Genomic DNA, 26,039 nt, shown 5'->3' with positions numbered 1-26,039 from the left:
GTGCATGAGGCGCCGTGCACGTGAGGCGGTGCGCGAGGGGGATGTCGGTGGACGTGGAGCAGGTGTGGGCGCCGCTGCTGGGGGTCGTGGTGGGCGGCGGACTGTCGTACGTCGCCCAGGTCACCACGGGCCGGCTGACGGCACGCGCGGAGGACCGGCGCCAGGCGCTACAGCTCGCGGAGGCCCGGCGCGCCGAACGTCTCGCCCTGCTGCGGGAGTTCATCGCCCTCACCCAGGAGGGCATCCGCCTGGCCGAACGCCGCCTGGACCACGCGCCCGCCCCGGACCCCGACTGGCGCGGGGCGGCCCGCGATCTCATCGACCGCCTGTGGATCGCCGAACGCATGGTCCAGGTCCTGTTCCCACCCGGCTTCTACACCTGCGCCCGCGCCTACGCGACAGCCGTCGACGAGGCCCTGTGGAACCACCCGGGCCCCCCGGAAACCCTCTGGGACCACCTGCGCGAACCCCAGCGACGGTTCCTGGCGGAGGCGGGGCGGACGGTGGCGTGAGCGGGGAGCGGGCACGGCAGACAGGCCCTGACGGACGCCGTGGCCGAGGCGGGTCCACCGCGGAGGCCGCAGCGGGGCCGCCCCCTCCACCATGGACGGACCGTCGCCGAAGGCGTAGCCACGACAAGGGCCGGAGCCACGGCCGGGCCATCCGGAAAGCCGAAGATGAGCCATCCCGTACGCCGCGGGCAGACCGTCGCCGAAGCCGCGGGCCCGGCAGCCGCAGGAGTCGTGGGCAGGCCATCGCGCAAGCCGCGGGCAGGCCGTCCCGCGTACCGGCGGCAGGCCATCGCCGAAGCCGCAGGCAGGCCGTCCCGCGTACCGGCGGCAGGCCATCGCCGAAGCCGCAGGCAGGCCGTCCCGCGTACCGGCGGCAGGCCGTCGCCGAAGCCGCAGGCAGGCCGTCCCATGTACCGGCGGCGGGTCGTCGCCGATGGTGTGGGCAGGTCGTCCCCTTCTCCGTGTGCGGGGCCCTGGGGTGACAATCGGGGGATGGAAACCGATCTTCACGCACTGTTGCGGTCGCTGCGGGTCTGGGGGCCGGAGGGCACCGTGCTGGCGTCCTTCGACCCCGGTGCCGCGCCCGGTGACCCGCTCGCGCTGTTCACCGTCTGGTTCGCCGAGGCCGTGGCCGCCGGGCAGGGCGAACCGCACACGATGTCGCTGGCGACGGCCGGTGAGGACGGTCTGCCCGACGTGCGGACGGTGATGCTGCACGGCGCCGACGCGGACGGGTGGGCGTTCGCGACGCACGGCGGGAGCCGCAAGGGCCGCCAGCTCGCCGCCCGGCCGTACGCGGCGCTCGGGTTCTACTGGCCCGCGCTGGGCCGCCAGGTACGGGTGCGGGGCCAGGTGACGGCCGCGCCCTCCGCCGAGAGCCAGGCGGACCTGCACGCCCGCTCGACCGGGGCGCTGGCGGCGGCGCTCACCGGACGGCAGAGCGAACCGCTCGGCTCCCTCGACGAGTTGGCGCACGCCTCGGAGGCCGCCTGGGAGCAGGCCCAGCGCACGCCGGACGCACCGGTGCCGACGTGGACGCTGTACCGGGTCGCGGCCGAGGAGGTCGAGTTCTTCCAGGGCGACGCCCGGCGGCGCCACGTACGGCTCGCCTACCGGCGCGCGGAGGACGGAGGGTGGCAGCGGCAGCTTCTGTGGCCCTGAGCGGGCTACCCGGGCGCCGAGAAGCCGTACACGGCGAAGTCCGCCACGCCCCGGTGACCGACCCGCCGGTAGACGCCGTTGCTCGTCGGGTTGGCGAGGTCCGCGAAGAGCAGGACCTCCTCGGCCCCGGCGGCCAGGGCGGCCCGGCCGACCGCGTCCGTGGCGGCTGCCGCGTATCCGTGGCCGCGCCGCTCCGGCGGGGTGTACACCGGGCCGATCCGGATCTGTCCGGCGACCATCGGGTGGGTTCCGGCCATGGCGACGGGGGTGCCGTCCGGGGTCTCCCAGAGCAGGAGACGGCCGTCCCGGACGCGCAGGGCGACCCGGTCCCCGGCCTCCCGGACCGCGGCACCGCGGCCCACGTCGGCCGCGAACGCGTCGAACCAGCCCGTGAGCAGGTCCAGGTCGGCCTCCGTCGCCACCCGCGCCCGCCCCGGCGGCGACGGCTCGGGCGAGACCGGCTCGGCCAGCCGGTACAGCCGCTGGCGCAGCAGGAGCGTGGCCTCGGCCCCCGTGTGCCGGCGCCAGGCGTCGGCGAAGGCCACGGCGGTGCCCCGGTCGGCCTGGAGTCCGGGCAGGACGTGGCCGAGCCCGGCCAGGTGCCCGGCGAGCGTGTCGGCCTCCTCGGCGGCGAGGGGGGTCAGGACGATCCCGTGGGGCGGGGTGCGGAACCAGACGGCCCGGACGGCGCCGTCCCGCTCCAGCGCGCCGAGGACGGGGGCCGCGCCGCCGTACGCCGCCGGGCCCTCGGTGCGCAGGCGTTCGGTGACCGTCAGGGGCACGGTGTGCAGGACCGGGCGGGAGCGCAGGAAGGGTCCGGCGAGGCGGAGGAACGCGTCGACGTCCCCGGTGACGTGCCAGGTCATCTCGGCTCCGCCTCCGGGTCGGTGGCCAGACGGGCGTGCAGATGGACGTCCCGGAAGGCCTCCAGGGTCCCGGCCTCGAACATCGCGCCGCGCAGGGTGCCCTCGTAGGGGTATCCGCAGCGTTCGGCCGTCCGGCAGGACGCGTCGTGGCCGAGGGCGTGGCCCAGTTCGAGGCGGTGCAGGCCCAGTCCGGTGAAGGCCCAGGGGGAGACCAGGGTGAGGGCACGGGTGGCGACGCCCCGGCCGCGGGCCTCGGGCAGCACCCAGTAGCCGACGCGCGCGCTGCGGCCGACGCGGTCGATCATGTTGACGCCGATGTGCCCGAGCGTCGTCCCGGCGTCGGCGTCGCTCACACGGAAGGACGCGCTGGCCCCCTCCGCGACGCTCTCCGCCGCCGCGCGCAGCGAGACCCGGGCCCCGGCGAGGTCGGTGACCTGCTTCAGCGGGGTGTTCCAGCGCTGGAACTCGGGGTCGGAGCGGCCCCGCAGCCAGGCCTCCGCGTCGGCGTCGGAGTCCGGGTCCCAGCGGCCGAGCCGCAGCCCGTGGCCGAGGAGTTCGGGAGCGGGGTGGCGGTGGGTCCGTTCACGTGGAGGGGGCATCGGGCCATTGAATACCGGACGGGCTCCTCGCTCACCCCTCGGGGCGGAGAACGCGATCCCTGGCTCACCCCTCGGGGCGGAACACCGGGATTCCCTCGCGGAAGCCGGCCCGAAGCCGCATGCCCGCCCGCAGGGCCGGTGCCGGGCAGTCCACGATCTCGGTCATCATCCGCGGCCCCTCGGCCAGTTGGACGACGGCGGCGACGTACGGGACGCGTTCCCCGAAGGGCGGCAGGTCGTTGCGGTGCACGACGGACCAGGTGTACAGCTCGGCCCGGCCGCTCGCCGGCTCCCACACCACGTCCTCGCTCCAGCAGTGCGGGCAGAACTCGCGGGGGTAGTGGTGGGGGCGCCCGCAGGCCCGGCAGCGGCGGAGCAGGAGCCTTCCCTCGCCGGCCGCGTCCCAGTACGTGCGGGTGAACGCGTCGGGCTCGGGCAGGTCGTGGCGGGCCGCGGTCATCCGAACCAGCCCAGCGCGCTGTCCAGGGACCAGGTCTGCCAGGCCATCGCGAACAGCGCGACCGCCGAGATCAGCGCCATCATCGCGTTCTGCCCCTGCTCCGCCCAGTCATGGATCATGAGCGTGAAGTAGAGGACGTTGAGCAACAGGCCTGCGACCAGGGCGATCGGGGTGAGGAACCCGGCCACCAGGCCGAGACCCAGGGCGAGTTCGGCGTAGACGACGACGTACGCCATGGTGCGCGGGCGCGGCTTCACGACCGTGTCGAAGCCCGAACGGACGGCGTTCCAGCGGTGTTTGGCGGCCACGTCCGCGGCCCAGGCGATGCCGGTGCCGCGCTCGAACCAGCCCTTCCTGTCCTTGTGCCGCCAGCTCTCCAGCCACCACAGCCCGAGCCCGACGCGCAGCACGGCCAGCCACTCGGCGCCGCTGAGCCAGATCGTATCCATGGCATCTGACGGTACGTCAGGTGACGCGATCCGGGAAGGCCGCGGCGACTGAAGCGGAGCTGAGGGAATCCTGTGCGGCGGCCATGAAGCTATGGGTTCACTCTGAATGCGGCCAGATTGTTGGCAATCTGGTCGGCAATCTCGCTACCTTCGCAGTCGCAAGCCCCAGACGCAGGGAGTGGAACCGTGAAGCACCGGGCAGTCAAGCGAAGGACCGTAGTGATGGGCCTCGGCGCGGGCGCGGGTGTCGCCGCGGTCGGCGGCATCGCGCTGAGCGCGCAGGCGTCGAGCGGATCGTCGTCCCCGTCCGGCTCCTCGTCCTCCTCGGACTCCCTGGTCTTCGACCCGGACGCCTACGAGAAGCTGACCACGACGGTCACCGGCACCGAGGGCACCGAGCACGCGGTGACGTACCACTTCTGGAAGGCGATCACCTATGTCGCCGACCCGGTGGACGCCACGTACCAGTCGCTGATCGTCTCCGCGCCGGTCGAGATCGACGGCACCGCGGTCGACCCGGCCGACGCGCCGATCCTGTTCGCGAACTCCGTCGGCGGCTACATGCCCGCGTCCGTCGCGGACGCCACCGGGATCGGGGGCGGCGGCTCGGCGATGGGCGGTTCCGCACCGGGCGGCACCGCGCCCAGCGGCTCCGCGAGCGCGTCGGCAGGCGCCTCAGCCGCGCCGAACGCCAACGCGAACACCAACGCCACCGGCGGCGCCACCGCGAGCAACCAGCTCCTCGCCCTGGCCGCCGGGTACGTCGTGATCGAGCCCGGCGCCCGCGGCCGTACCCTCACCGACGCCGACGGCACCTACTACGGCACCGCGCCCGCGGCGATCGTCGACCTCAAGGCGGCCGTCCGGTACGTGCGGGCCAACAAGGGCCGCATCCCCGGAAACGTGGAGCGGATCGTCTCCGCGGGCACCAGCGCGGGCGGCGCCCTGTCCTCCCTGCTCGGCGCGTCCGGCGACAGCCCGCTGTACGACAAGGCCCTCACCGCGCTGGGCGCGGCCGACGCCTCCGACGCGATCTTCGCGGTGGGCGCCTGGTGCCCGATCACCGACCTGGAGCACGCCGACGGCGCCTACGAGTGGAACTGGGGCACGCTGGCCACCAAGTCCGGCTCCACCGCCGACCAGACCGTGTCCAAGGCCCTGCGGTCCCAGTTCGCCGAGTACCAGGCCACGCTCGGACTGCGCGGCCTCAAGGGCTCCGGCTTCGGCACCCTCACCGCCCGCAACTACGACGCCTATCTGCTCAAGCAGTACCTGGAGCCGTCGGCGACCACCTATCTGGCCGCCCTGTCCGACGCCGACCGCGCGACCTATCTCGCCGCGCACACCGGCATCACCTGGTCCGGCGGCAGGGCGAGCTTCACCTGGGAGCAGTACCTCGACCACGTCGGCACCCGCGGCAAGTCCGCCCCGGCCTTCGACGCCTTCGACCTGTCGGCCGGCGAGAACAACCTCTTCGGCACGGGCACCACCCAGAGCCGCCACTTCACGGCGTACGGCGCGAAGAACGACACCACCGGGCTCAGCAGTCGGCGGGTCGCCTCCGACCTCCCCGCGAAGCTGGACCTGATGAACCCGATGTACTTCCTCCAGCGGAAGAACCCCGGGCGCGCCAAGCACTGGTGGATCCGCCTCGGCACCGCCGACACCGACACCTCGCACGCCGTCTCCGCCAACCTGGCCGCCGCCGCGGCGGGCCTGGGCGACGAGGTGAACCACCTCTACTACTGGGACGAGGGCCACGGCGCCAACACCGACCCCGGCGACTTCATCACCTGGATCGCCCAGGTGACCGGCCACAGGACCGGCGTCGGGACCGCCCGGCGGAAGTAGCCCCCTCCCCCTGAGCGCGGTGCCGGTTTCCCGTCAGACCCCGGCCACCGCACCACCACGGCGCCGAGCCCCACCGCGGATCGCGGGCTCGGCGCCGTGGCCTTTCCGCCGCCGCCCCGGGCTGTCCCCGGCGGCCCCGGAGGACACCGGCCCGCCACAACCAGGGGCCCTACGCCACCGGCCCCACCCACCCCTCCTACAGGCGTGATCAATTCGCAACCGATTCCGGGCTTGACCGAGACCCATCAACCCCATACGTGATTACGCTCGCGCTCATGGCCGACTCCACAACGCCCCCCGCGACCTCAGCGTCTTCCGCCGCCCGCCCCGTGTACGTCATCGGCGGCGGCCCCGGCGGACTCGCCGCGGCGTACGCGCTGCGCGCCCAGGGCGTCCGTGCCGTCGTCCTGGAGAAGTCCGACCGGGTCGGCGCCTCCTGGCGGCGCCACTACGACCGGCTCCATCTGCACACCACCCGCCGCCTGTCGGGCCTGCCCGGCCTGCCGATGCCGCGCCGCTTCGGGCGCTGGGTCTCCCGCGACAACGTGGTGCGCTACCTGGAGAAGTACGCCGAGCACCACGAGCTGGAGATCGTCACCGGCGTGGAGGTCTCCCGCGTCGACCGCGCCCCCGACGGCACGGGCTGGCTGCTGCACGCGACCGGCGGCCGTGAGCTGACGGGCGCCGCGGTGGTCGTGGCCACCGGCTTCAACCACACCCCGCGGGTGCCTCGGTGGCCCGGCCGCGACACCTTCACCGGCGAGCTCGTCCACGCCGACGAGTACCGCAACCCCGAGCCGTACGCCGGCCGGGACGTGCTGGTCGTCGGGGTCGGCAACACGGGCGCGGAGATCGCGGTGGACCTGGTGGAGGGCGGCGCGTCCCGGGTCCGCCTCGCCGTGCGCACGGTCCCGCACATCGTGCGGCGCTCCACCGCGGGCTGGGCCGCCCAGTACACGGGCGTCCTGGTGCGCAGGCTGCCGGTCGGCCTCGTCGACCGCCTCGCCGGGCCGATGGCGAAGCTCAGCGTCCCCGACCTCTCCGCCCAGGGCCTGCCCCGCCCCGACACCGGCCTCTACAGCCGGGTCAAGGAGGGCGCGATCCCGGTCCAGGACGTGGGTCTCCTCGACGCCGTCCGCTCGGGCCGGGTGGAGATCGTGGCCGCCGTGGAGTCCTTCGAGGACGGCAAGGTCGTCCTCGCCGACGGCGACCGCATCGGCCCCGACGCGGTGATCGCGGCCACGGGCTACTCCCGCGCCCTGGAGGACCTGATCGGCCACCTGGACGTCCTCGACGCCCGCGGCAGGCCCCGCGTCCACGGCGCCCGCACCCCGTCCGACGCCCCCGGCCTCTACTTCACCGGCTTCACCAACCCCATCAGCGGCATGTTCCGCGAGCTGGCGATCGACGCGGAGAAGATCGCGAAGGCGATCGCGCGGACGGGGAGCGCCGCCCGGCGCTGAGCACCTCCCGGCGCCGGGCGCCGCTCGAACGACCCTGTGACGGGCCTCAGTTGGTTGAGGTCCGTTCCTTTCTGTGTGCACAGGCATTCCTGACACACCGTCAGTTATGTAATCTGACAGTGCGTCAGTTGGCTGGCGTCAGTCTTGGCTGTCACACAGGAGCGGGCGGACCGATGCTTGGATCAACCCACGGCACCCTCACCACCGACTCCCGCCGGGCCCGGGTCATCGCGTGCGGCGAGCAACCCGGCCCCGCCGTCCACGGCAGGCCGGCCGACGTCGGCGATCTCGACGTCGGCGGCCGTCCGCTGTACTCGGACGTCCCCGACCTGGACCGGTTCTTCCGGCCCGAGTCGGTCGCGGTGATCGGCGCGTCCGACGCCGAAGGGCGCCCGAACACCGGCGTCACCCGGCAGCTGATCGCCTGGTCCGAACGGGTCGGGGCGCGGCTGCACCCGGTGCATCCCGGCCGCCCCTCCGTGTTCGGCATCGACTGCGTGGCGTCCGTCGCCGACCTGCCCGAGCAGGTCGACCTCGCCGTCCTGCTGGTGGCCGACCCGCTGCCGGTGATCGAGGAACTCGCCGAGGCCAAGGTGCGGTTCGCCGTCGTCTTCGCCTCCGGGTTCGCCGAGACGGGCGAGGAGGGCGCCCTCGCCCAGGCCCGGCTGGCGGCGGCCGTACGGCGGTCGGGGATGCGGCTGCTCGGCCCGAACACCAACCTCAACGCCTTCGAACGGTTCCGGGACGACCTCGGCGGACCGGCGATCGCGCTCATCACCCAGTCCGGCCACCAGGGGCGCCCCGTCTTCGCCCTCCAGGAACTCGGCGTCCGGCTGAGCCACTGGGCGCCGACGGGCAACGAGGCCGATCTGGAGACCGCGGACTTCCTGTCCTACTTCGCCGAGCGGCCCGAGGTCGGCGCGATCGCCTGTTACGTCGAAGGGCTGAAGGACGGCCGTTCCTTCCTGCTCGCCGCCGACCGCGCCGCCCGCCGCAAGGTGCCGGTAGTCGCCGTCAAGGTGGGCCGCACCGAGACCGGCGCCCGTACGGCCGCCTCGCACACCGGCAAACTGACCGGCGCGGACGCGGTGGTGGACGCGGCGATGCGGCAGTACGGCGTGATCCGCGTCGACGGGCTCGACGAACTCCAGGACACCGCGGCCCTGTTGGCGCGGGCCCGGCCGCCGCGCGCGGACGGCGTCGTCGTCTACTCCATCTCGGGCGGCACCGGCGCGCACGTCGCCGACCTGGCGACGGAGGCGGGGCTGAGTCTGCCGACCCTGTCCGAGGCCAAGCAGGCCGAACTGCACCAGTGGATACCGGAGTTCCTCGGTGTCGCCAACCCGGTCGACAACGGCGGGCATCCCGTCGGCGACTGGCGCGGCCGGAAGATCATCGACGCGATCCTCGACGACCCGTCGGTGGGCGTACTGATCTGCCCGGTCACCGGCCCGTTCCCGCCGCTCAGCGACCGGCTGGTGCGGGACCTGGTGGACGCCGCCGAGCAGACCGACAAGCTGGTGTGCGTGGTGTGGGGCTCGCCCGTCGGCACCGAACCCGCCTACCGCGAGGTGCTGCTCGGGTCGTCCCGGGTGGCCACCTTCCGCACGGTCGGCAACTGTGTCACGGCGGTCCGCGCCTACCTCGGCCACCACCGCTTCACGGCCCGCTACCGCTCCCCCCTCGACGAGGCCCCGCGCACCCCCTCGCCCTCGTTCCGCAAGGCCCAGGCCCTGATGCGCCCGGGCCAGCAGCTCAGCGAGCACGCGGCGAAGCAGCTGCTGCGCGCGTACGGCATCCGCGTGCCGCGCGAGCAGCTGGTGACCAGCGCGGCGGCGGCCGTCCGGGCGGCGGGCCTGGTGGGCTACCCGGTGGTGATGAAGGCGTCCGGCGCGCGGATCGCCCACAAGACGGAGCTGGGCCTGGTGAAGATCGGCCTCACCTCCGCCAGCCAGGTGCGCGACGCCTACCGCGAGCTGACCGACATCGCCCGCTACGAGGACGTCGCCCTGGACGGCGTCCTGGTCTGCCAGATGGTGGAGCCCGGCGTGGAGATGGTCGTCGGCGTCACCCACGACGACCTGTTCGGGCCGACCGTCACGGTCGGGCTCGGCGGGGTGCTCGTGGAGGTGCTGCGGGACTCCGCCGTGCGGGTGCCGCCGTTCACCGAGGACCAGGCGCGGGACATGCTCGGCGATCTGCGCGGGCGGGCCCTGCTGGACGGGGTGCGGGGCCGGCCGCCCGCCGACGTCGAGGCGCTCGTCGAGGTCGTGCTGCGGGTGCAGCGCATGGCGATGGAACTGGGCGACGACATCGCCGAGCTGGACATCAACCCGCTGATGGTGCTGGAGCGGGGCCAGGGCGCGGTGGCGCTGGACGCGCTGGTGGTGTGCCGGTGACCGGGCTCGCGACCGAGCTGCTGCACACGGTCGAGGGCCGGGTCGCCCACCTCACCCTCAACCGCCCCGGGGCCCTCAACGCGCTCACCCCCGCCGGACGAAACCGGCTCATCGGCCTGTTGGGGGACGCGTCGGCCGATCCGGAGATCCGCGCGGTGGTCCTCACCGGAACGGGCCGGGCCTTCTGCGCGGGCGCGGACCTGCGAGCCGGGTCGCGGGGCGGTTCGGGGGGCGGTTCGGAAGACGGTTCCGGCGGCGGTGAACGCGTCGCCGGGGAACGCGTCGCCGGGGACGTGGCCCGGATGCTGCGGCTGGGCGCGCAGCGGCTCGTCTCCGCCGTCCTCGACTGCGAGAAGCCGGTGATCGCCGCCGTGAACGGCACGGCGGCCGGTCTCGGCGCCCATCTCGCCCTCGCCTGCGATCTCGTGCTGGCGGCGGAGTCGGCGCGGTTCATCGAGGTGTTCGTCCGGCGCGGGCTGGTCCCGGACGGCGGGGGCGCGTATCTCCTGCCGCGGCTGATCGGCCCCCACCGGGCGAAGGAGCTGATGTTCTTCGGCGACGCGCTGTCCGCGGCGGACGCCGAACGGCTGGGGCTGGTCAACCGGACCGTCCCGGACGGCGAGTTGGACAAGGAGTCCCGCGACTGGGCGGCCCGGCTCGCGGCCGGTCCCACGCGCGCCCTCGCCCTCACCAAGCACCTCGTCAACACCTCCCTGGACAGCGACCGCGCGACGGCGTTCGCCGCGGAGGCGGCGGCCCAGGAGATCAACATGACGACGGCGGACGCCCAGGAGGGCGTGGCGAGTTTCGTGGAGCGCAGGAGCCCGGAGTTCAGGGGCCGCTGACCCTTCCTATCTGACGCACCGTCAGGTTCAATCGAAGGGTGATGGGACAAGCAGGCATGGCAGAAGCCGCCGTCCGCTATCTCCGCTCCGCCGGAGCGGCCCCCCTGGAGCCGCTCCCGCGCCCCGCGCTGCGCTGTGTCCGCGCGGACGAGCGGGCGCCGGTCGGCCAGGCCGAGTTCCGGCGGGTGCTGGGGAGCTTCGCGACGGGCGTGGTCGTGGTCACGGCCCCGGGCGCCGACGGGCGGGGCCCCGCGGGTTTCGCCTGCCAGTCCTTCTCCTCCCTCTCCCTCGATCCGCCGCTCGTCGCCTTCATGGTCGGCCGGACGTCCACGACCTGGCCCCGTATCGCCCGCGCGGGCGTCTTCTGCGTCAACGTGCTGGCCGCGCACCAGGGCGGGCTGTGCCGGGGCTTCGCGGTGAGCGGCGCCGACAAGTTCGCGGGCGTCGCCTTCGACGCGGCCCCCGTCTCCGGCTCGCCCCGCCTCGCGGACACGCTCGCCTGGGTCGACTGCACGGTGCACGCGGTGCACACCGGGGGCGACCATCTGATCGTGGTGGGCCGGGTGGACGCGCTGGGCACGTCCGACTCCGCCGAGGAGCGCGCACCGCTGCTGTTCCACCAGGGGCGGTTCCTCTAGGGGGTGTCCGCACAGTCCCGTCGTCCGCCCGGAGGGCGGGCCCCGCGGCGTCCGGTGCCTGCTCTCGGCGTGCCGGGCGTCGCGGGGGCGGGCGGGACTTCGCGGCTACGGCCCAGGACCGCCGGCCGTGTCTCAGGCCGGCAGTGCCACCGGTGCCGGAGCCGGCCTGCGCCGGATCACCAGCGCCATCAGCGCCGCCACCGCGCACAGCGCACCGGAGGCGTACCAGACCATGTCGTAGGAGCCGAAGGCGTCCCGTGCCACGCCGCCCGCGAAGGCCACGAGCGCGGCGCCGACCTGGTGGGAGGCGAGGACCCAGCCGAAGACGATGGCGCTGTCCTCGCCGTAGACCTCGCGGCACAGGGCCACGGTGGGCGGGACGGTGGCGACCCAGTCGAGGCCGTAGAAGACGATGAAGAACAGCATCGGCGGGTGCACGCTCGGGGCGAGCAGCATCGGCAGGAACAGCAGCGAGACGCCGCGCAGCGCGTAGTACACGGCGAGCAGGCGGCGCGCGTCGAAGCGGTCGGTGAACCAGCCGGAGGCGATGGTGCCGACGACGTCGAAGACACCGATGACCGCGAGGAGTCCGGCGGCGGCCGTGATGGGCATGCCGTGGTCGTGGGCGGCGGGCACGAAGTGGGTCTGGATCAGGCCGTTGGTGGAGGCGCCGCAGATGGCGAAGGTCCCGGCGAGCAGCCAGAAGGTGCCCGTGCGGGAGGCCTGGAACAGCACCCGCAGCGCGCGGCGGGCGGCGCCCGGCACCGGGGCGGGCTTGGGCACGAACTCCTTCGCCCCGTACGGCTTCAGGCCCACGTCCGCCGGGTGGTCGCGCAGCAGCAGCCAGACGAAGGGCACGACGGCGAGGGCCGCGAGGGCGACGGTGACGGCGGCGGGGCGCCAGTCGTGCGTCTGGACGATCCAGGACAGCACCGGCAGGAAGATGAGCTGCCCGGAGGCCGAGGCGGCGGTGAGGATGCCGGTGACCAGACCGCGCCGCTCGGTGAACCAGCGGTTGGTGACGGTCGCGGCGAAGGCCAGCGCCATCGAGCCGGACCCGAGGCCGACCAGCAGCCCCCAGCACAGCAGCAGCTGCCAGGCCGCGGTCATCCACACGGTCAGGCCCGAGCCGAGCGCGATGACCGTCAGCGCGACGGCGACGACCCGGCGGATGCCGAACCGGTCCATCAGCGCCGCCGCGAAGGGCGCGGTGAGCCCGTACAGCGCGAGGTTGACCGAGACGGCCGCGCTGATCGTGCCGCGTGACCAGCCGAAGTCCTGGTGCAGGGGGTCGATGAGCAGTCCGGGCAGGGAGCGGAAGGCGGCGGCGCCGATGATCGTCACGAAGGTGACGGCGGCGACGAACCACGCGCGGTGGAGGGAGCGGCGTCGCCGGGCGGGCCCGGCGGTGGTGGCGGTGTCGGGGCCGGCGGCGTCGGTTGTCTGGGTCACGCCCTAGAGCTTCCGGCCCCGGGCCCGCCCCCTTCCACTGGCCCGAAGGACAGCATTCGTTAGGATCGGGCCATGAGCCGTGAGCCCGGGCACCGTCCGCACCGCGTGGTCGTCCTCGCCCTGGACGGCATCCTCCCCTTCGAGCTGGGCATCCCGCACCGCATCTTCGGCCGCCCCCGGGACGCCTCCGGCCGGCCGCTGTACGAGCTGGTGACCTGCTCGGTCCGGCCACCGGGCCCGGTACGGACCGACGCCGACTTCGCCATCCAGGTCGAGCACGGCCCCGAGGCACTGGCCACCGCCGACACGGTGATCGTCCCGGCGTCGTACGAACTCGGCCCGGTCTTCGAGCAGGGGGTGCTGACCGGGGAACTGGCCGCCGCGTTCGCCCGTATCCGCCCGGGCACCCGGCTCGCCTCCATCTGCACCGGCAGTTACGTCCTGGCCGCCGCGGGCCGTCTCGACGGGCGCCCCGCCACCACGCACTGGGCCGAGGCCGAGCGGTTCCAGCGGCTCTTCCCGCGGGTGAGGGTGGACGCGGACGTCCTGTACGTGGACGACGGCGACGTCCTGACCTCCGCGGGCGTCGCCGCCGGGGTCGACCTGTGCCTGCACATGCTGCGCCGGGACCACGGCACCGCCGTCGCCAACGAGGTGGCGCGCCGCACGGTCGTGCCGCCGCACCGCGAGGGCGGCCAGGCGCAGTACGTCCGGCGTCCGGTGCCGGAGCCGCAGTTCGCCGGCACCACGGCGGCGCGCGCCTGGGCGCTGGGCCGGCTGCACGAGCCGATCCAGCTGCGGGACCTGGCCGAGCAGGAGTCCATGTCGGTGCGGACCTTCACCCGCCGCTTCCGCGAGGAGGTCGGCATCAGCCCCGGCCAGTGGCTCACCCAGCAGCGGGTGGAACGGGCCCGGCACCTGCTGGAGTCCTCGGACCTCTCCGTCGACCAGGTCGCCAGGGACGCGGGCTTCGGCACGGCCCAGTCCATGCGCCAGCATCTCCAGTCGGCCCTCGGCGTCACCCCGACGACCTACCGCCGCACCTTCCGCACGGAAACAAACCCGGCCCCGGAGACCCGCCGGACCGGCGGCGCCTGACCTCCCCCGGACGTCCGTGCCGTCCCCGCCTCCGCCCGCCGGACCTCGCCCCACCAGCCCAGCGCGGTCAGGAGCAGGGTCAGGGCCACTCCGGCGAGGATCGCCGCGGACGGGGTCACCAGCTGGAGGAGACCGCCGGCGAGGGACCCGGTGGCCGCGTAGCCGGCGCCCGCCGCCGCGTACATCACGGAGTACCCCGCGGCGAGCGCCCCCGCCGGCACGGCCTCCCGCAGGGACAGGTTCCGGGTGATCAGGGCGCCGGACTGGAGGGTGCCCGCGAGGACGAGGGCGACGGCGATCCCGGCCGCGCCCGGCGCGAGCGCGGCGAGCGTCACGAAGACCGACATCCCGCACATCAGCACCACGCTGCGCGCCCGGAGCCGTCCCGGCCAGGACCGCAGCCCGTACACGAACGCCCCGAGGCCCGAGCCCACGGCCAGCCCGGCGAGCATGGGCCCGGACCAGCCGACGGCGATCCCGCGCTGCTCCAGCAGCGCGGGCAGGGTCAGTTCGGCGAGGCCCAGCAGGGTCAGGCTGGCCGCGCCCGTGACGTACACGGGCCAGGCCCGCAGCAGCGCCCGGACCGCGGAGGCCCCCTTCACGGACTCCTCCCCCGTGTCCCATCCGGCGGGCAGCAGGACCTGCCCCGCGATCGACGCGGCCATCAGCAGGGCGGCCAGCAGCAGCGGCAGCCGGGGCGCCACCCCGAGCGCGAGCCCCGCGACGGCGACCGGCGACACCGCCCACACCCCGGACATCAGCATCGACTCGGTGGACAGCGCCTGTGCCACGGCCCGCTCCGGCACCAGCGAGGTGAGCAGCGCCCGCTGCCCGCCCGCCACCGCGGCCGGTGCCGCCCCGGCGACGAACGCGAACCCGGCGAGCACCCCCGCGTGCGCCCCGGCGAACACCCCGAGCCCGGTGAACCCCGCGGCCCCGCACGCCAGTCCGGCGACCAGGTGCCGCCGTCCGCGCGCCGGGTCGAGCCGCGTCCCGAGCACCGGCGCCCCGAGGATCTCGCCGATCACATAGGCCGCCGCGAGCGCCGCGCCCAGGCTGTAGCCGCCGGGCCGCTCCCGTACCAGGAACACCAGCGCCAGGGGCGCCATGGCGACCGGCATGCGGGCGGCGACGGCGGTGCAGGCCCAGATCAGCACCGGTCTGGAGGCGACGTCTCGATAGCTCATGGAGTCGACGGTAGGCGCCCGCACCGACATCACGGCAGCGGATTTCCGGGCCTGTGGACCACCCTCCCGGCCCGGATCGGGCATGGTCCGCCGTCAGAAGGTCAGCACCCCGCGGGCCACCTTTCCCGCCTCCGCGTCGGCGACCGCCCGTTCGAACTCCTCCAGCGGGTAGGTCTGGGTGACCAGTTCGTCCAGGAGCAGCCGGCCGTCCCGGTAGAGCCCGGCGTAGAGCGGGATGTCCCGCTGGGGGCGGGAGGAGCCGTAGCGGCAGCCGAGGATCGACTTGTCCAGGAACATGGAGGCCACGGCGAAGGACGCCTCCGCGCCGGCGGCCGGCATGCCCAGCAGCACCGCCTGTCCGTGCCGGTCGAGCAACTCGATCGCCTGGCGGACCAGTTCGACGCGTCCCACGCACTCGAAGACGTGGTCGGCGCCGGTGGGCAGCAGCTCCCGCACCCCCTGCGCCGAGGTGAGGAAGTCGGTCGCCCCGAACTGCCGGGCGACCGCCTCCTTGGCCGGATTGGCGTCGACGGCGACGATCCGCAGGGCGCCCGCGAGCCGGGCCCCCTGGAGCACGTTGAGCCCGATGCCGCCCGTGCCGATGACGACGACGGTGTCCCCGCGGTCGACGCGCGCCCGGTTGAGCACGGCGCCGACACCCGTCAGCACCCCGCAGCCGATGAGCGCGGCGGAGGTCAGCGGAACGTCCGCGGGGATGCGCACCGCCTGCACGGCCTTGACGACGGTCCGTTCCGCGAAGGCCGAGTTGGAGGCGAACTGGTACACCGGGCGCCCGCCGCGGGTGAACGGCTGTCCGGGCCGCCCGATCGCCTTGCGGCACATGGTCGGCCGCCCCCGGTCGCAGTCGGCGCAGGCCCCGCAGTTGGCGAGCGTGGACAGCGCCACGTGGTCCCCGGGTCCGACGTGCGTGACCCCGGCCCCCACGGCCTGCACGACCCCCGCGCCCTCGTGCCCCAGCACCACGGGGGCGGGGAAGGGGATGGTCCCGTCGACCACGGACAGATCGCTGTGGCAGAGCCCGGCGGCGGCGAGCGCGACGAGCACCTCCCCCGGCCCGGGGTCCCGTACGTCGAGGTCGTCGACGACCTCGACCCGCTTCCCGTCGAACACCACTGCACGCATCACACAACTCCCTTGGGTTCCCTGGGCAGTCCGAGCACCCGCTCGGCGATGATCGTGCGCTGGACCTGATCCGAGCCGCCGTAGATCGTGTCGGCGCGGGAGAAGAGGAACAGGTGCTGGAACGCGTCGAGTTCGTACGGCGAGCCGGGTGTCCAGTCGGCCGGTCCGACGCCCCCGGCGGGCCCGCGCACCGCCAACGCCAGCTCCCCGAGCCGCTGGTGCCAGCCGCCCCACAGCAGCTTGGCCACACTGGGCGCCCCGGCGTCCCCGGCCCGCCCGAGGGTGCGCAGCGCGTTCCACCGCATGACCCGCAACTCGGCCCACTGCCGCACCAGCCGCTCCCGTACGACGGGGTCGCGCACCGCCCCCGACGCGACGGCGGCCCGTACGACGCCGTCCAACTCCTCGGCGAACCCGACCTGCTGGGCGAGCGTGGACACGCCCCGCTCGAACCCGAGCAGGCTCATCGCCACCCGCCAGCCCTGTCCCGCGCCCCCGACGACATGCTCCGCGCGCGCCCCGTCGAAGAACACCTCGTTGAAGTCGCCGGTGCCGGTGAGCTGACGGATGGGCCGGACCTCGATGCGGCCCGGCTGGTCCATCGGCACCAGCAGGAAGGACAGGCCGTGATGGCGTTTCGACCCCTGCTCGGTCCGCGCGAGCACGAAGCACCAGTCCGCCTCGTGGGCGAGGGACGTCCAGATCTTCTGTCCCGTGATCCGGTACGCCCCGTCCGCGCCGGGTTCCGCCCTGGTGCTCACCCCGGCGAGGTCGGACCCGGCCCCGGGTTCGCTGTAGCCCTGGCACCACAGCTCCTCACCGGCCGCGACGGGGGGCAGGAACCGGTCCTTCTGCTCGTCGGTGCCGTGCGCGAGCAGGGTCGGGGCGAGCAGGTTCTCCCCGATGTGCCCGGACCGCGGCGGGGCCCCGGAGCGCGCGTACTCCTCGGCCCACACGACCTGCCGGGTGAGCGGGAGCGGGCGGTTGCCGTAGCCCCCGGCGGGCCAGCCCAGGCCGATCCACCCGGCCCGCCCGAGGGTCCGTTCCCAGGTCCGGCGGTCCTGTCCGGCCCCGGCGTGCGCGGTGAGCCACTCCCGGACCTCCGTCCGGAACGTCTCGTCCTCAGCTGCGAACCCAAAGTCCATCGACGCCTCCTCGACTCGCCGGACACCCTCAGGCGTTGGGGCGTTCCCCCCGCGCCGCGGCCCGTTCCATCTCCTCCAGGCGCACCAGCATCGGCATCGGATCGACCCCCACCGACTCGGGCAGCACGGCCGCGATCCCCTCGGGCGTCCACGCGCCGTCCTCCGAGAACGCGGCGCGCAGCTCCCGCGGCTGCGCCCACACCGCGAGCTTCGCGCCGGCGACGGTGTACACCTGCCCGGTGATCTCCCGGGCCCGGTCGGAGAGCAGATAGACGACGAGCGCCGCCACGTCCTCCGGCTCCCCGATCTCCGCCAGCTCCATGGGCACGCCCGCGGACATCCGGGTCCGTGCGACCGGTGCCACCGCGTTGGCGGTCACCCCGTACTTGTTCAGCCCCAGCGCGGCGCTGCGCACCAGGGAGATCACCCCGCCCTTGGCGGCGCTGTAGTTGGCCTGCGAGACGGATCCCTGGTGGTTGCCGCTGGTGAACCCGATCAGCGTCCCGCCGCCCTGCTTGCGCATGACCGCGGAGGCGGCCCGGAACACGGTGAAGGTGCCCTTGAGGTGGGTGGCGACGACCGGGTCCCACTCGTCCTCGGTCATGTTGAACAGCATGCGTTCGCGCAGGATCCCGGCGACGCACACGACTCCGTCGAGCCGCCCGAAGGAGGCGAGGGCCACGTCCACGATCCGCTGCCCGCCGGCCATCGTGGACACGTCGTCGGCGACGGCGACGGCCTCCCCGCCCGCGGCCTCGATCTCCTTCACCACGCCCTCGGCGACCGCGCTGGTCGGCGACGACCCGTCGACCGACACCCCGTAGTCGTTGACGACGACCCGCGCGCCCTCGGCGGCGGCGGCGAGCGCGACGGCCCGGCCGATGCCCCGTCCCGACCCCGTCACGGCGATGACCTTGCCTGCCAAGAAGTTCCCCACGCCGGCCCCTTCCCGCGGTTTCTGACGGACCGTTAGATTTTATGGCCCGTCGCACACCAGGTGACAAGCCCCTGTCCGAAGACAACCCGGGGAGGCCCGATGCCGCTGCCCGCCGAGTTCCACGCCATCGCCGAACGCGTGAACAACTGGGGCCGCTGGGGTGCGGCCGACGAGATCGGCACCCTGAACCTGATCACCGACGAGGTGGTCCGGCAGGCCGCGGCCGAGATCCGCACCGGCCGCCGCGTCCCGCTCGCGCTCCCCCTGCAGCAGGACGGCGTGCAGACCGGGATGATCCCGGGGCGGGTCAACCCGCTGCACACGATGGTGCAGATCAACCAGGAGATCTTCGGCCCGGGGACGGTCGCGTGCAGCGACGACGCCGTGACCATGGGCCTTCAGGCGGCGACGCACTGGGACGCGCTGACCCATGTCTCGCACTCGGGCCGGCTCTACAACGGCCGCCCCGCCGGGACCGTCACCGCGCACGGGGGCGCCGAGTTCAGCGGCATCGCCACGGCGCGGCACATCGTCTCGCGCGGGGTGCTCCTGGACGTGGCGCGCGCCCTGGGCCGGGAGCGGCTCGACGGCGGCCATGCGGTGACCCCGGAGGACCTGGAGGCGGCGGAGGACCTGGCGGGGACGCGGGTGCGCGCCGGGGACGTCGTCCTCGTGCGCACGGGCCAGACGCAGGTGTACCTGGCGGGCGACAAGCACGCCTACGCCTATCCGTCGCCGGGCCTGTCGGTGCGCACGCCGGAGTGGTTCCACGCACGGGACGTCGCGGCCGTCGCGAACGACACGATGACCTTCGAGATCTTCCCGCCCGAGATCGACGACCTGTGGCTGCCGGTGCACGCGCTGGACCTGGTGGAGATGGGGATGCTCCAGGGCCAGAACTGGAATCTCGAAGAGTTGTCCACAGCCTGTGGAGAAGAGGGCCGGTACGCCTTCCTGCTGTCGGCGATGCCCGAGCCGTTCGTCGGCGCGACGGGCACCCCGGTGGCACCCGTGGCGGTGCTCTGAGACGGCGCCGCGACGGCATGCGCGGACACAGCCGGACGGCGGCGCTCCGCGGCCCGCCCCGGGCGCGGTGCCCTGCGCCGCCGTCCAGCCCGGCGTTCCCGCCCCGGCTCTTCCATGCCCCGAGAGAACCGACGCCGCGGGGCGACCCGCACTCGTCGGGGGCTTCCGTCACCGAAGCCCTCGGCGTCCCCTCGCGGCGAATCGCTGACCACCAGCGTGAGCAGCCGGGCACACGGCGTCAACACCCGTTCGGAGATTCATGACTTACGCCACCTTTTGTCATGGGCGCGCACGGAAGCACATCCCGGCGCATCGCCCCGGAGCCGACCGGCCACGACCAGGCACCCCGCCGTCGCGCACCCGTCGCGCGGCCCCGTGCCGGCGCTACACCGCCTCGTAGGCCAGACCCTCGTAACCCTCGTAGTCGCCGTAGCCCTCGAACGCGGCGCCGCCGCCGAACGCGGACGGCGCGGACTCCTGGCGCCGTGTGCAGCGGTCCAGTTCGCACCAGATGCGCTTGCCGGCGCCCTCGGGACTCCAGCCCCAGCGGTCGGCGAGCCCGTCGACAAGGGCGAGTCCACGGCCGCCGGTCGCGTCGCCGTCGGCACAGCGGGGAACGGGCGCGCAGCTGCTGGCGTCGGCGACCTCCAGCCGGACGGTCGCCTCCTCGGTGACGACACCCGGCAGCGACAGCCGCAGCACGGCCGGACAGCCGGTGTGCACCACGGCGTTGGTGACGAGTTCGGAGACGAGGAGGATCAGTGTCTCGGCGAGCGGCTCGTCGGCCTCTATGCCGGACACGGCGAGCCGCGACCGGGCCCACCTCCGGGCTCGTCCCACCTCAGCGGGGTCGGGCCGGATCTCCAGTTGCACTTGAAGCACCTGCACCGCTCACACCATCCGAACCGGCGGACACATAGCCTCGCGCCTCACGAGGGCCACGATCGTAGCCATTTTTTGCATGACCAGAACAACGGCCGAAGTCGGGGTCACTGAACGTGAATCCCTTACGAGACAGCATGGTTGACGTACAGTCACCCCAACAAGCGCTTCGGGCATATTCCAGCGCGAAGGAGTACCCGTGCGGCATACTGTGCGACGCTCGCCCCGAGGGGTCGAACAGGCGGAGGCCCACAGCACTCCTGCCCTGCGAGAAGTGGCACGCATCGCCGTATCCGGCGCCGCCACGGAGGCAACACCGGCATGGCTCGTGCTCGGAACCACTCGCATCTCACACAAGGTACCGGAGCGGCGTCCCGACTCCAGGCCGTGACAAGTCACGCGTAGGACACAACCCGGTATCAACGCTCCGTGATTCCGGTACGCCACAATCCGCGACATTCCCTGGGCGCGCTCCCACGCCTGCCCGGGTCCGTGGCGCCCGCCCGGCCCGTCAGGCCGTCAGCTCGGCCGCGAGCAGCTCCTCGCCGTGCGCCCCGCCCCCGCCGCGCCGCGCCCGCACCCAGGCCCGCTTGAGCAGCAGATGCACCTCGGACTCCCAGGTGAAGCCCATGCCGCCGTGCACCTGGAGACAGTCCCGGGCACCCTGCACGGCGGCCTCGTCGGCGAGCAGCCGGGCGGCGGCGATGTCGGCGCGGTCCTCGGTCACGGCGGCGGCGTAGACCGCCGCGCGGGCCACCTCCACCCGTACGAGCAGCCCGGCGCAGAGATGCTTGACGGCCTGGAACGCTCCGATCGGCTGCCCGAACTGCTCGCGGGTCCGGGCGTGTTGCACGGCCAGCTCGCAGGCGCGGGCGGCGGTGCCGAGCTGTTCGGCGGCGGTGAGCAGGACCGCGACGGGGTCGGCGGGGCGGTCCGTGCCGGGCACCCGGTGCAGCGGGGTCAGCGGGTCCAGGGAGCGCAGCGCGACGGTGTCCGCCGAGCCGCCCCGCACGAGGACGACGTCGGCCTCCTCCAGCCACTCCACGAGCCCCGCGTCGACGGCCGTGACGACGGTCTCCCCGGTGTCCGCGCCGGGCACCGTCCCGGCCGCCAGATGGGTGGCCACCAGCGGGCCCGGCAGCAGCGCCCGCCCGGCCTCCTCGAACACCAACACGGCCTCCACCAGGCCGAGTCCGACGCCGCCCTCGTCCTGCGGCAGGCGCAGCGCGAAGAATCCGGCCCCGCCCAGCTCCCGCCACAGGGCCCGGTCGAGCCGCCCCGGCCGCGCCGCGGCGGCCCGCAGGGCGTCCCGGTCGAAGCGCCGGGCGAGCAGCTCCCGCATCCCGGCCCGCAACGCCTTCTGGTCATCGGTCGGTTGGAAACGCACGGAACCGCTCACCGTCCCTTCGGCAGGCCCAGGATGCGCTCGGCCACGATGTTCCGCTGGATCTGGGAGGTACCGGCGGCGATGGTGTACGAGAGCGAGGAGAGCCGGTCCAGGGTCCAGGGCCGGTCGAGGTCGAGGGCGTCGGGGCCGAGCACCTCGGCGGCCGTGTCGTACAGCTCCTGCCGGGCGTGGGAGTAGCTCAGCTTGAAGACGGAACCGCCGACGCCCGGGACGCCGCCGGTGGCCTCCGCCTCGCTCACGTTCCACTGGGTGAGCCGCCACAGCGCCCGGAACCCGGCGTTGAGCCGGCCCAGCCGCCGCCGGAGCACCGGGTCGTCCCAGCGTCCGTTCTTGCGTGCCTCGGCGGCGAGTTCGCGCAGGACGCGACGGCAGGCGACGACTTCCCCGACGAAGGCGGTGCCCCGCTCGAAGGAGAGCGTCACCATCGTCACGCGCCAGCCGTCGTTCTCCTCGCCGACCCGGTGGGAGACGGGCACCCGCACGTCGTCGAGGAACACCTCGGCGAACTCCGCGGACCCGGCGAGGGTGCGCAGCGGGCGGACCGTGATGCCCGGGGTGTCCATGGGCAGGGCGAGCCAGGTGATGCCGCGGTGCTTGGGGGCGTCGGGGTCGGTGCGCACCAACAGCTCGCACCAGTCGGCGACTTCGGCGTGCGAGGTCCAGATCTTGGACCCGTTCACCACATAGGTGTCCCCCTCCCGCCGGGCACGGGTGCGCAGCGCGGCGAGGTCGGAGCCGGCGCCGGGTTCGCTGAAGCCCTGGCACCAGACCTCGTCGCCGCGCAGGATCGGCGGCAGCCAGCGCGCCCGCTGCTCCTCGGTCCCCTCGGCGGCGATGGTCGGCCCGGCGTGCAGCAGCCCGACGAACCCGGCCCCGACGTAGGGCGCCCCGGCCTTCTCGGTCTCCTCCAGGAAGATCAGCCGCAGGGTCGGGGAGGCGTCCCAGTGCACGTGGGCGTACCCGGCGTCGTGGAGCCTGCGCTGCCAGCCCATGTCGTGGGCGCGGCGGGCGGGCCAGTCGTCGGGCGGGGGCGGGGGCGGGAGTCCGGGCAGCTCGGAGGCGAGCCACTGCCTGAGCCGGGCCCGGAACTCCTCCTCCTCGGCGGTGTACGTCAGGTCCACTAGCGGTCCAGGTCGAGGCCGAGCATGCGGATGGCGTTGCCGCGCATCAGCTTGTAGACCGTCTCGTCGTCGAGGCCCTTCACATGGTCGAGGGCGACCTCCTTGGTGTGCGGGAAGGTCGAGTCGACGTGCGGGTAGTCGGTCTCGAAGGTGGCGTTGTCGCGGCCCACGACGTCCAGCGAGGCGACGCCGTGCTTGTCGCGGAAGAAGCAGCAGAAGATCTGCCGGTAGTAGTACGTCGACGGCGGCTCGGGGATGGTCCCGCGCACCCCGCCCCAGGCGCGGTGCTCCTCCCACACGTCGTCGGCCCGCTCCAGGGCGTACGGGATCCATCCCATCTGGCCCTCGCTGTAGGCGAGTTTGAGGGTCGGGAACTTCACCAGGACGCCGCTGAACAGGAAGTCCATCATCGAGGCCATGGCGTTGTTGAAGCTGAGGGAGGCCTGGACGGCGGGCGGTGCGTCGGGGGAGGCGGCGGGCATCTGGGAGCTGCTGCCGATGTGCATGTTGACGACCGTGCCGGTCTCCTGGCACGCCGCGAAGAACGGGTCCCAGTGGCCGGAGTGGATGGACGGCAGGCCCAGGTGGGTGGGGATCTCGGAGAAGGTCACGGCCCGTACCCCGCGCGCGGCGTTGCGCCGGATCTCGGCGACGGCCAGGCCGACGTCCCACAGCGGGATCAGGCACAGCGGGATGAGCCGCCCGCCGCTGTCCCCGCACCACTCCTCGACCATCCAGTCGTTGTAGGCGCGCACGCAGGCGAGGGCGACCTCCTTGTCGTGCGCCTCGGCGAAGGTCTGCCCGCAGAACCGGGGGAAGGTCGGGAAGCACAGCGACCCCTCGACATGGTTGAGGTCCATGTCCGCGAGGCGTGCCTTGGGGTCCCAGCAGCCGCGCCGCATCTCCTCGCGGGTGATCCCCTCCAGGGTCATCTCGTCCCGGTCGAAGCCGACGGCGGCGATGTTGCGCTTGTACGGGAACTTCAGGTCCTCGTAGATCCACCAGTCGGTGGGCGGCCCGTCGGGGTCCATCGTGATCTGGTACCTGCCGCCGACGTAGGCGAGTTCGCCGATCCCGGCGGTGAGGGGCTGCGGTCCCCGCTCCCGGTACTTCGCGGGCAGCCAGGTCTCGAAGAGGTGCGCGGGCTCGATCACGTGGTCGTCGACGCTGATGATGCGGGGCAGTTCGCTCGTCTCGCTCGTCATGGGCACCTCCGCCAAGGAGTACGTATCGGGTGCTGTCCGGCCCTGCTGAATCTGATGGTTCGTCAGATAGCATGTCACCTGACGAGTCGTCAGCCAAGGCAGCAGGGGGCACCCGTGAGCGAGACCCCGCACTCCCTGAGTTCGTCCCGCACCCTGTGGGAGCTGGTCGCGCGCCGCGCGGACCTCACTCCCGACCGCCCGGTCCTCCTCCAGGACGACCGCACCCTCACCTTCGGCGACCTGCGCACCCGCTCCGAGCGCGTCGCGGCGGGCCTGTACGGCATGGGCGTGCGCCCCGGCACCGTGGTCGCCTGGCAGCTGCCGACCCGGATCGAGACGGCCCTGCTCTCCTTCGCGCTGGCCCGCCTCGGCGCGGTGCAGTCACCGGTCATCCCCTTCTACCGGGACCGCGAAGTCGGCTTCGCGCTCAGGGAGTCGAAGGCGGAGTACTTCGCGGTGCCCGGCCGGTGGCGCGGCTTCGACCACGCCGAGATGGGCCGGCGCCTGGGCGCGAAGGGCCTGTTCGAGGCGTACGACGACCTCCCCGACGGCGACCCGGGAGTCCTTCCCCCGCCGCCCTCGGAGGGCACCTCGGTGCGCTGGATCTACTGGACCTCCGGCACCACCTCCGACCCCAAGGGCGTACGGCACACCGACCGTTCCCTGATCGCGGGCGGCTCCTGCCTGGCCCACGCGCTGCACCTGTCCCCCGACGACGTGGGCTCGATGGCCTTCCCGTACGCGCACATAGCGGGCCCCGACTACACGGTGATGCTGCTCCTGTACGGCTTCCCGGCGGTGATGTTCGAGCAGTTCGCGCTGCCGGAGGCGCTCGCGGGGTACCGGGAGCACGGGGTGACCATCGCGGGCGGTTCGACGGCGTTCTACTCGATGTTCCTCGCCGAGCAGCGCAGGCTGGCGCCCGGCGAGAAGGTGATCCCCACCCTGCGGCTGCTCGCGGGCGGCGGGGCGCCGAAGCCGCCCGAGGTGTACCACGCCGTGGTCCGCGAGATGGGCGTCCAGCTCACCCACGGGTACGGCATGACCGAGGTGCCGATGATCACGATGGGCGACCCGGACGACGACCCCGACCTCCTCGCCACGACCGAGGGCCGCCCCCCGCAGGGCATGGAGATCCGGATCGTGGACGGCGAGATCCGGCTGCGCGGCGAGGCGGTGTGCCAGGGCTATCTGGACCCGGAGCAGTCGGCGCGGGCCTTCGACGAGGACGGCTTCCTGCGCACCGGCGACCTGGGGCGGGTCACGGCGACCGGCCATCTCGTCCTCACCGGCCGCCTCAAGGACGTGATCATCCGCAAGGGCGAGAACATCTCCGCGAAGGAGATAGAGGACCTGCTCGCGGCGCACCCCTCGGTCGGGGAGGCGGCGGTGGTCGGCCTCCCGGACACCGAGCGCGGTGAATTGGTCTGCGCGGTCGTGGAACGGCACCCGGACGCACCGGAACCGACCCTTCAGGCGCTGGTGTCGTACCTGCGCGCGGAAGGGCTGTCCGTCCACAAACTGCCGGAACGCCTGGAGGTGGTGGACGCCCTCCCGCGCAACGACGCGCTGCGCAAGGTGCTCAAGTACAAGCTGCGGGAGCGCTACTCGGGCACGGTGAAGTAGCGGGCGAAGGCGGGCACGATCTCCGCCTCGCCGACCTTTCCGTCCCCGTCGCCGTCCAGGGACGCCGCCGCCGCGAGGGCGATCTCCTCGGGGACGCCCAGGATGCGGATGACCCGGGCGGTGTCCTCGACGGAGACCGTGCCGTCGCCGCCCTTGCCGGCGACGTCGAGCGCCGCGTGCAGGAAGGGGCGGGCGATCTCGGCGAACCGCTCCGGGTTGTCCCGCAGCCGCTTCACGGCTCCGTTGACGAACTCGTCCCTGGTGATCCGCTGGTCGCCGTCGCGGTCCGCTATGCCCGCCATGCCCTGCCAGAACGCCTCGGCGCCGGCGTACAGCGCCTGGCCCTTGTCCGACCGGGCCGTCGTACCGAACTCCGCGAGCAGGCCCTTGGCCGCCGCGCTGAAGTCCTCCCGGTCGATGTAGCCGTTGCCGTCCTGGTCGAAACCGGCGAACCGGGCGGCGATCCTGCGCTCGTACTCGCTGCTGACCATGTCTTCTCGGGCCGCCTTACGTCGGGGGTGCACCTGCCACGGAGCGTACGACGCGCGGCGCGCGGCGGGCGGCGG

24 protein-coding genes are annotated in these 26,039 nt (G+C 73.6%); 10 read left to right on the top strand and 14 right to left on the bottom strand.

Features of this window, described 5'->3' with window-relative positions; all coding sequences use genetic code 11:
• Nucleotides 1–47: 47 nt before the first annotated feature.
• Both ACIPSE_RS37365 and ACIPSE_RS37360 read left to right on the top strand, forming a co-directional pair.
• On the top strand, nt 48–512 hold the full coding sequence (locus ACIPSE_RS37365; protein ID WP_401671885.1) for a hypothetical protein: 465 nt from the start codon (nt 48–50) through the stop codon (nt 510–512).
• A 492-nt stretch (nt 513–1,004) separates the two neighbouring features.
• Nucleotides 1,005–1,673: a pyridoxal 5'-phosphate synthase gene (locus ACIPSE_RS37360; protein WP_401671882.1), complete on the top strand. Its 669-nt coding sequence runs from the start codon at nt 1,005–1,007 to the stop codon at nt 1,671–1,673.
• Between the two features lie 5 nt (nt 1,674–1,678).
• Here the strand turns inward: ACIPSE_RS37360 and ACIPSE_RS37355 are convergent, their stop codons facing one another.
• The 4 genes from ACIPSE_RS37355 to ACIPSE_RS37340 form a co-directional block, all read right to left on the bottom strand.
• On the bottom strand, nt 1,679–2,539 hold the full coding sequence (locus ACIPSE_RS37355; protein ID WP_401671879.1) for a GNAT family N-acetyltransferase: 861 nt from the start codon (nt 2,537–2,539) through the stop codon (nt 1,679–1,681).
• Nucleotides 2,536–3,138, bottom strand: coding sequence for a GNAT family N-acetyltransferase (locus tag ACIPSE_RS37350; protein ID WP_401671876.1), 603 nt, complete (start codon nt 3,136–3,138; stop codon nt 2,536–2,538). The genes ACIPSE_RS37355 and ACIPSE_RS37350 overlap by 4 nt, the downstream gene beginning before the upstream one ends.
• Nucleotides 3,139–3,202: 64 nt before the next feature.
• Nucleotides 3,203–3,598, bottom strand: coding sequence for a Zn-ribbon domain-containing OB-fold protein (locus ACIPSE_RS37345; RefSeq protein WP_401671874.1), 396 nt, complete (start codon nt 3,596–3,598; stop codon nt 3,203–3,205).
• Nucleotides 3,595–4,047 (bottom strand): DoxX family protein, encoded by a 453-nt coding sequence (locus tag ACIPSE_RS37340; protein ID WP_401671872.1) that lies wholly within the window; start codon nt 4,045–4,047, stop codon nt 3,595–3,597. Before ACIPSE_RS37340 ends, ACIPSE_RS37345 begins: the two co-directional genes overlap by 4 nt.
• Before the next feature lie 222 nt (nt 4,048–4,269).
• Between ACIPSE_RS37340 and ACIPSE_RS37335 the strand changes: the two genes are divergently transcribed.
• The 5 genes from ACIPSE_RS37335 to ACIPSE_RS37315 all read left to right on the top strand — a co-directional run bounded on the left by ACIPSE_RS37335 (nt 4,270) and on the right by ACIPSE_RS37315 (nt 11,243).
• A complete protein-coding gene (locus ACIPSE_RS37335) occupies nt 4,270–5,898 on the top strand; it encodes a subtype B tannase (RefSeq protein ID WP_401671989.1) in 1,629 nt (542 codons plus the stop codon).
• Nucleotides 5,899–6,173: 275 nt separating this feature from the next.
• Entirely contained in the window at nt 6,174–7,361 is a 1,188-nt protein-coding gene (locus ACIPSE_RS37330; protein WP_401671870.1) for a flavin-containing monooxygenase, read from the top strand.
• 173 nt (nt 7,362–7,534) lie between these two features.
• The gene (locus ACIPSE_RS37325; protein WP_401671867.1) at nt 7,535–9,760 is read left to right on the top strand and encodes an acetate--CoA ligase family protein; all 2,226 of its coding nucleotides are present in this window, start codon (nt 7,535–7,537) and stop codon (nt 9,758–9,760) included.
• Complete coding sequence (locus ACIPSE_RS37320; protein WP_401671865.1) at nt 9,751–10,605, top strand: enoyl-CoA hydratase/isomerase family protein; 855 nt, start codon at nt 9,751–9,753, stop codon at nt 10,603–10,605. The genes ACIPSE_RS37325 and ACIPSE_RS37320 overlap by 10 nt, the downstream gene beginning before the upstream one ends.
• Nucleotides 10,606–10,661: 56 nt before the next feature.
• The gene (locus tag ACIPSE_RS37315) at nt 10,662–11,243 is read left to right on the top strand and encodes a flavin reductase family protein (protein WP_401671864.1); all 582 of its coding nucleotides are present in this window, start codon (nt 10,662–10,664) and stop codon (nt 11,241–11,243) included.
• Nucleotides 11,244–11,375: 132 nt separating this feature from the next.
• Here the strand turns inward: ACIPSE_RS37315 and ACIPSE_RS37310 are convergent, their stop codons facing one another.
• On the bottom strand, nt 11,376–12,695 hold the full coding sequence (locus ACIPSE_RS37310; RefSeq protein WP_401671862.1) for an MFS transporter: 1,320 nt from the start codon (nt 12,693–12,695) through the stop codon (nt 11,376–11,378).
• A 72-nt stretch (nt 12,696–12,767) separates the two neighbouring features.
• Between ACIPSE_RS37310 and ACIPSE_RS37305 the strand changes: the two genes are divergently transcribed.
• On the top strand, nt 12,768–13,793 hold the full coding sequence (locus ACIPSE_RS37305) for a GlxA family transcriptional regulator (RefSeq protein WP_401671860.1): 1,026 nt from the start codon (nt 12,768–12,770) through the stop codon (nt 13,791–13,793).
• Here the strand turns inward: ACIPSE_RS37305 and ACIPSE_RS37300 are convergent.
• The 4 genes from ACIPSE_RS37300 to ACIPSE_RS37285 form a co-directional block, all read right to left on the bottom strand.
• Nucleotides 13,727–14,980, bottom strand: coding sequence for an MFS transporter (locus ACIPSE_RS37300; RefSeq protein ID WP_401671857.1), 1,254 nt, complete (start codon nt 14,978–14,980; stop codon nt 13,727–13,729). The genes ACIPSE_RS37305 and ACIPSE_RS37300 overlap by 67 nt on opposite strands.
• Nucleotides 14,981–15,073: 93 nt before the next feature.
• A complete protein-coding gene (locus ACIPSE_RS37295; RefSeq protein ID WP_401671855.1) occupies nt 15,074–16,123 on the bottom strand; it encodes a Zn-dependent alcohol dehydrogenase in 1,050 nt (349 codons plus the stop codon).
• Entirely contained in the window at nt 16,123–17,268 is a 1,146-nt protein-coding gene (locus ACIPSE_RS37290; protein ID WP_401671853.1) for an acyl-CoA dehydrogenase family protein, read from the bottom strand. The genes ACIPSE_RS37295 and ACIPSE_RS37290 overlap by 1 nt, the downstream gene beginning before the upstream one ends.
• A 28-nt stretch (nt 17,269–17,296) precedes the next feature.
• A complete protein-coding gene (locus ACIPSE_RS37285; RefSeq protein ID WP_401671850.1) occupies nt 17,297–18,205 on the bottom strand; it encodes an SDR family oxidoreductase in 909 nt (302 codons plus the stop codon).
• Nucleotides 18,206–18,304: 99 nt separating this feature from the next.
• Between ACIPSE_RS37285 and ACIPSE_RS37280 the strand changes: the two genes are divergently transcribed.
• Nucleotides 18,305–19,231: a cyclase family protein gene (locus ACIPSE_RS37280; RefSeq protein WP_401671847.1), complete on the top strand. Its 927-nt coding sequence runs from the start codon at nt 18,305–18,307 to the stop codon at nt 19,229–19,231.
• A gap of 384 nt (nt 19,232–19,615) precedes the next feature.
• Here ACIPSE_RS37280 and ACIPSE_RS37275 read toward each other — a convergent pair whose 3' ends face one another.
• From ACIPSE_RS37275 to ACIPSE_RS37260, 4 genes are all read right to left on the bottom strand, one after another.
• Nucleotides 19,616–20,104 carry an ATP-binding protein gene (locus ACIPSE_RS37275; protein WP_401671986.1) on the bottom strand — a complete coding sequence of 163 codons (489 nt, stop codon included), beginning with the start codon at nt 20,102–20,104 and terminating at the stop codon, nt 19,616–19,618.
• Nucleotides 20,105–20,624: 520 nt separating this feature from the next.
• The gene (locus ACIPSE_RS37270) at nt 20,625–21,500 is read right to left on the bottom strand and encodes an acyl-CoA dehydrogenase family protein (RefSeq protein WP_401671845.1); all 876 of its coding nucleotides are present in this window, start codon (nt 21,498–21,500) and stop codon (nt 20,625–20,627) included.
• Nucleotides 21,501–21,508: 8 nt separating this feature from the next.
• The gene (locus ACIPSE_RS37265) at nt 21,509–22,642 is read right to left on the bottom strand and encodes an acyl-CoA dehydrogenase family protein (RefSeq protein ID WP_401671842.1); all 1,134 of its coding nucleotides are present in this window, start codon (nt 22,640–22,642) and stop codon (nt 21,509–21,511) included.
• On the bottom strand, nt 22,642–23,847 hold the full coding sequence (locus ACIPSE_RS37260; protein WP_401671840.1) for an amidohydrolase family protein: 1,206 nt from the start codon (nt 23,845–23,847) through the stop codon (nt 22,642–22,644). The genes ACIPSE_RS37265 and ACIPSE_RS37260 overlap by 1 nt, the downstream gene beginning before the upstream one ends.
• Before the next feature lie 114 nt (nt 23,848–23,961).
• Between ACIPSE_RS37260 and ACIPSE_RS37255 the strand changes: the two genes are divergently transcribed.
• Entirely contained in the window at nt 23,962–25,473 is a 1,512-nt protein-coding gene (locus tag ACIPSE_RS37255; protein WP_401671837.1) for a class I adenylate-forming enzyme family protein, read from the top strand.
• Here ACIPSE_RS37255 and ACIPSE_RS37250 read toward each other — a convergent pair.
• Entirely contained in the window at nt 25,452–25,964 is a 513-nt protein-coding gene (locus ACIPSE_RS37250) for an EF-hand domain-containing protein (protein ID WP_401671835.1), read from the bottom strand. The genes ACIPSE_RS37255 and ACIPSE_RS37250 overlap by 22 nt on opposite strands.
• Between the last annotated feature and the right edge of the window lie 75 nt (nt 25,965–26,039).

The organism is Streptomyces sp. NPDC090106 (assembly GCF_044747265.1).
Taxonomy (GTDB): Bacteria; Actinomycetota; Actinomycetes; order Streptomycetales; family Streptomycetaceae; genus Streptomyces.
Note: the sequence above shows the minus strand (reverse complement) of the source record. Positions and strands in the feature narration are given on the sequence as shown.

What these genes read in the sequence shown, in the direction of transcription:
- ACIPSE_RS37360 (WP_401671882.1), top strand. Translation starts at nt 1,005, where the DNA reads ATGGAAACCGATCTTCACGCACTGTTGCGGTCGCTGCGGGTCTGGGGG.
- ACIPSE_RS37355 (WP_401671879.1), bottom strand. Translation starts at nt 2,539, where the DNA reads ATGACCTGGCACGTCACCGGGGACGTCGACGCGTTCCTCCGCCTCGCC.
- ACIPSE_RS37350 (WP_401671876.1), bottom strand. Translation starts at nt 3,138, where the DNA reads ATGCCCCCTCCACGTGAACGGACCCACCGCCACCCCGCTCCCGAACTC.
- ACIPSE_RS37345 (WP_401671874.1), bottom strand. Translation starts at nt 3,598, where the DNA reads ATGACCGCGGCCCGCCACGACCTGCCCGAGCCCGACGCGTTCACCCGC.
- ACIPSE_RS37340 (WP_401671872.1), bottom strand. Translation starts at nt 4,047, where the DNA reads ATGGATACGATCTGGCTCAGCGGCGCCGAGTGGCTGGCCGTGCTGCGC.
- ACIPSE_RS37335 (WP_401671989.1), top strand. Translation starts at nt 4,270, where the DNA reads ATGGGCCTCGGCGCGGGCGCGGGTGTCGCCGCGGTCGGCGGCATCGCG.
- ACIPSE_RS37330 (WP_401671870.1), top strand. Translation starts at nt 6,174, where the DNA reads ATGGCCGACTCCACAACGCCCCCCGCGACCTCAGCGTCTTCCGCCGCC.
- ACIPSE_RS37325 (WP_401671867.1), top strand. Translation starts at nt 7,535, where the DNA reads ATGCTTGGATCAACCCACGGCACCCTCACCACCGACTCCCGCCGGGCC.
- ACIPSE_RS37315 (WP_401671864.1), top strand. Translation starts at nt 10,662, where the DNA reads ATGGCAGAAGCCGCCGTCCGCTATCTCCGCTCCGCCGGAGCGGCCCCC.
- ACIPSE_RS37305 (WP_401671860.1), top strand. Translation starts at nt 12,768, where the DNA reads ATGAGCCGTGAGCCCGGGCACCGTCCGCACCGCGTGGTCGTCCTCGCC.
- ACIPSE_RS37300 (WP_401671857.1), bottom strand. Translation starts at nt 14,980, where the DNA reads ATGAGCTATCGAGACGTCGCCTCCAGACCGGTGCTGATCTGGGCCTGC.
- ACIPSE_RS37295 (WP_401671855.1), bottom strand. Translation starts at nt 16,123, where the DNA reads ATGCGTGCAGTGGTGTTCGACGGGAAGCGGGTCGAGGTCGTCGACGAC.
- ACIPSE_RS37290 (WP_401671853.1), bottom strand. Translation starts at nt 17,268, where the DNA reads ATGGACTTTGGGTTCGCAGCTGAGGACGAGACGTTCCGGACGGAGGTC.
- ACIPSE_RS37280 (WP_401671847.1), top strand. Translation starts at nt 18,305, where the DNA reads ATGCCGCTGCCCGCCGAGTTCCACGCCATCGCCGAACGCGTGAACAAC.
- ACIPSE_RS37260 (WP_401671840.1), bottom strand. Translation starts at nt 23,847, where the DNA reads ATGACGAGCGAGACGAGCGAACTGCCCCGCATCATCAGCGTCGACGAC.
- ACIPSE_RS37250 (WP_401671835.1), bottom strand. Translation starts at nt 25,964, where the DNA reads ATGGTCAGCAGCGAGTACGAGCGCAGGATCGCCGCCCGGTTCGCCGGT.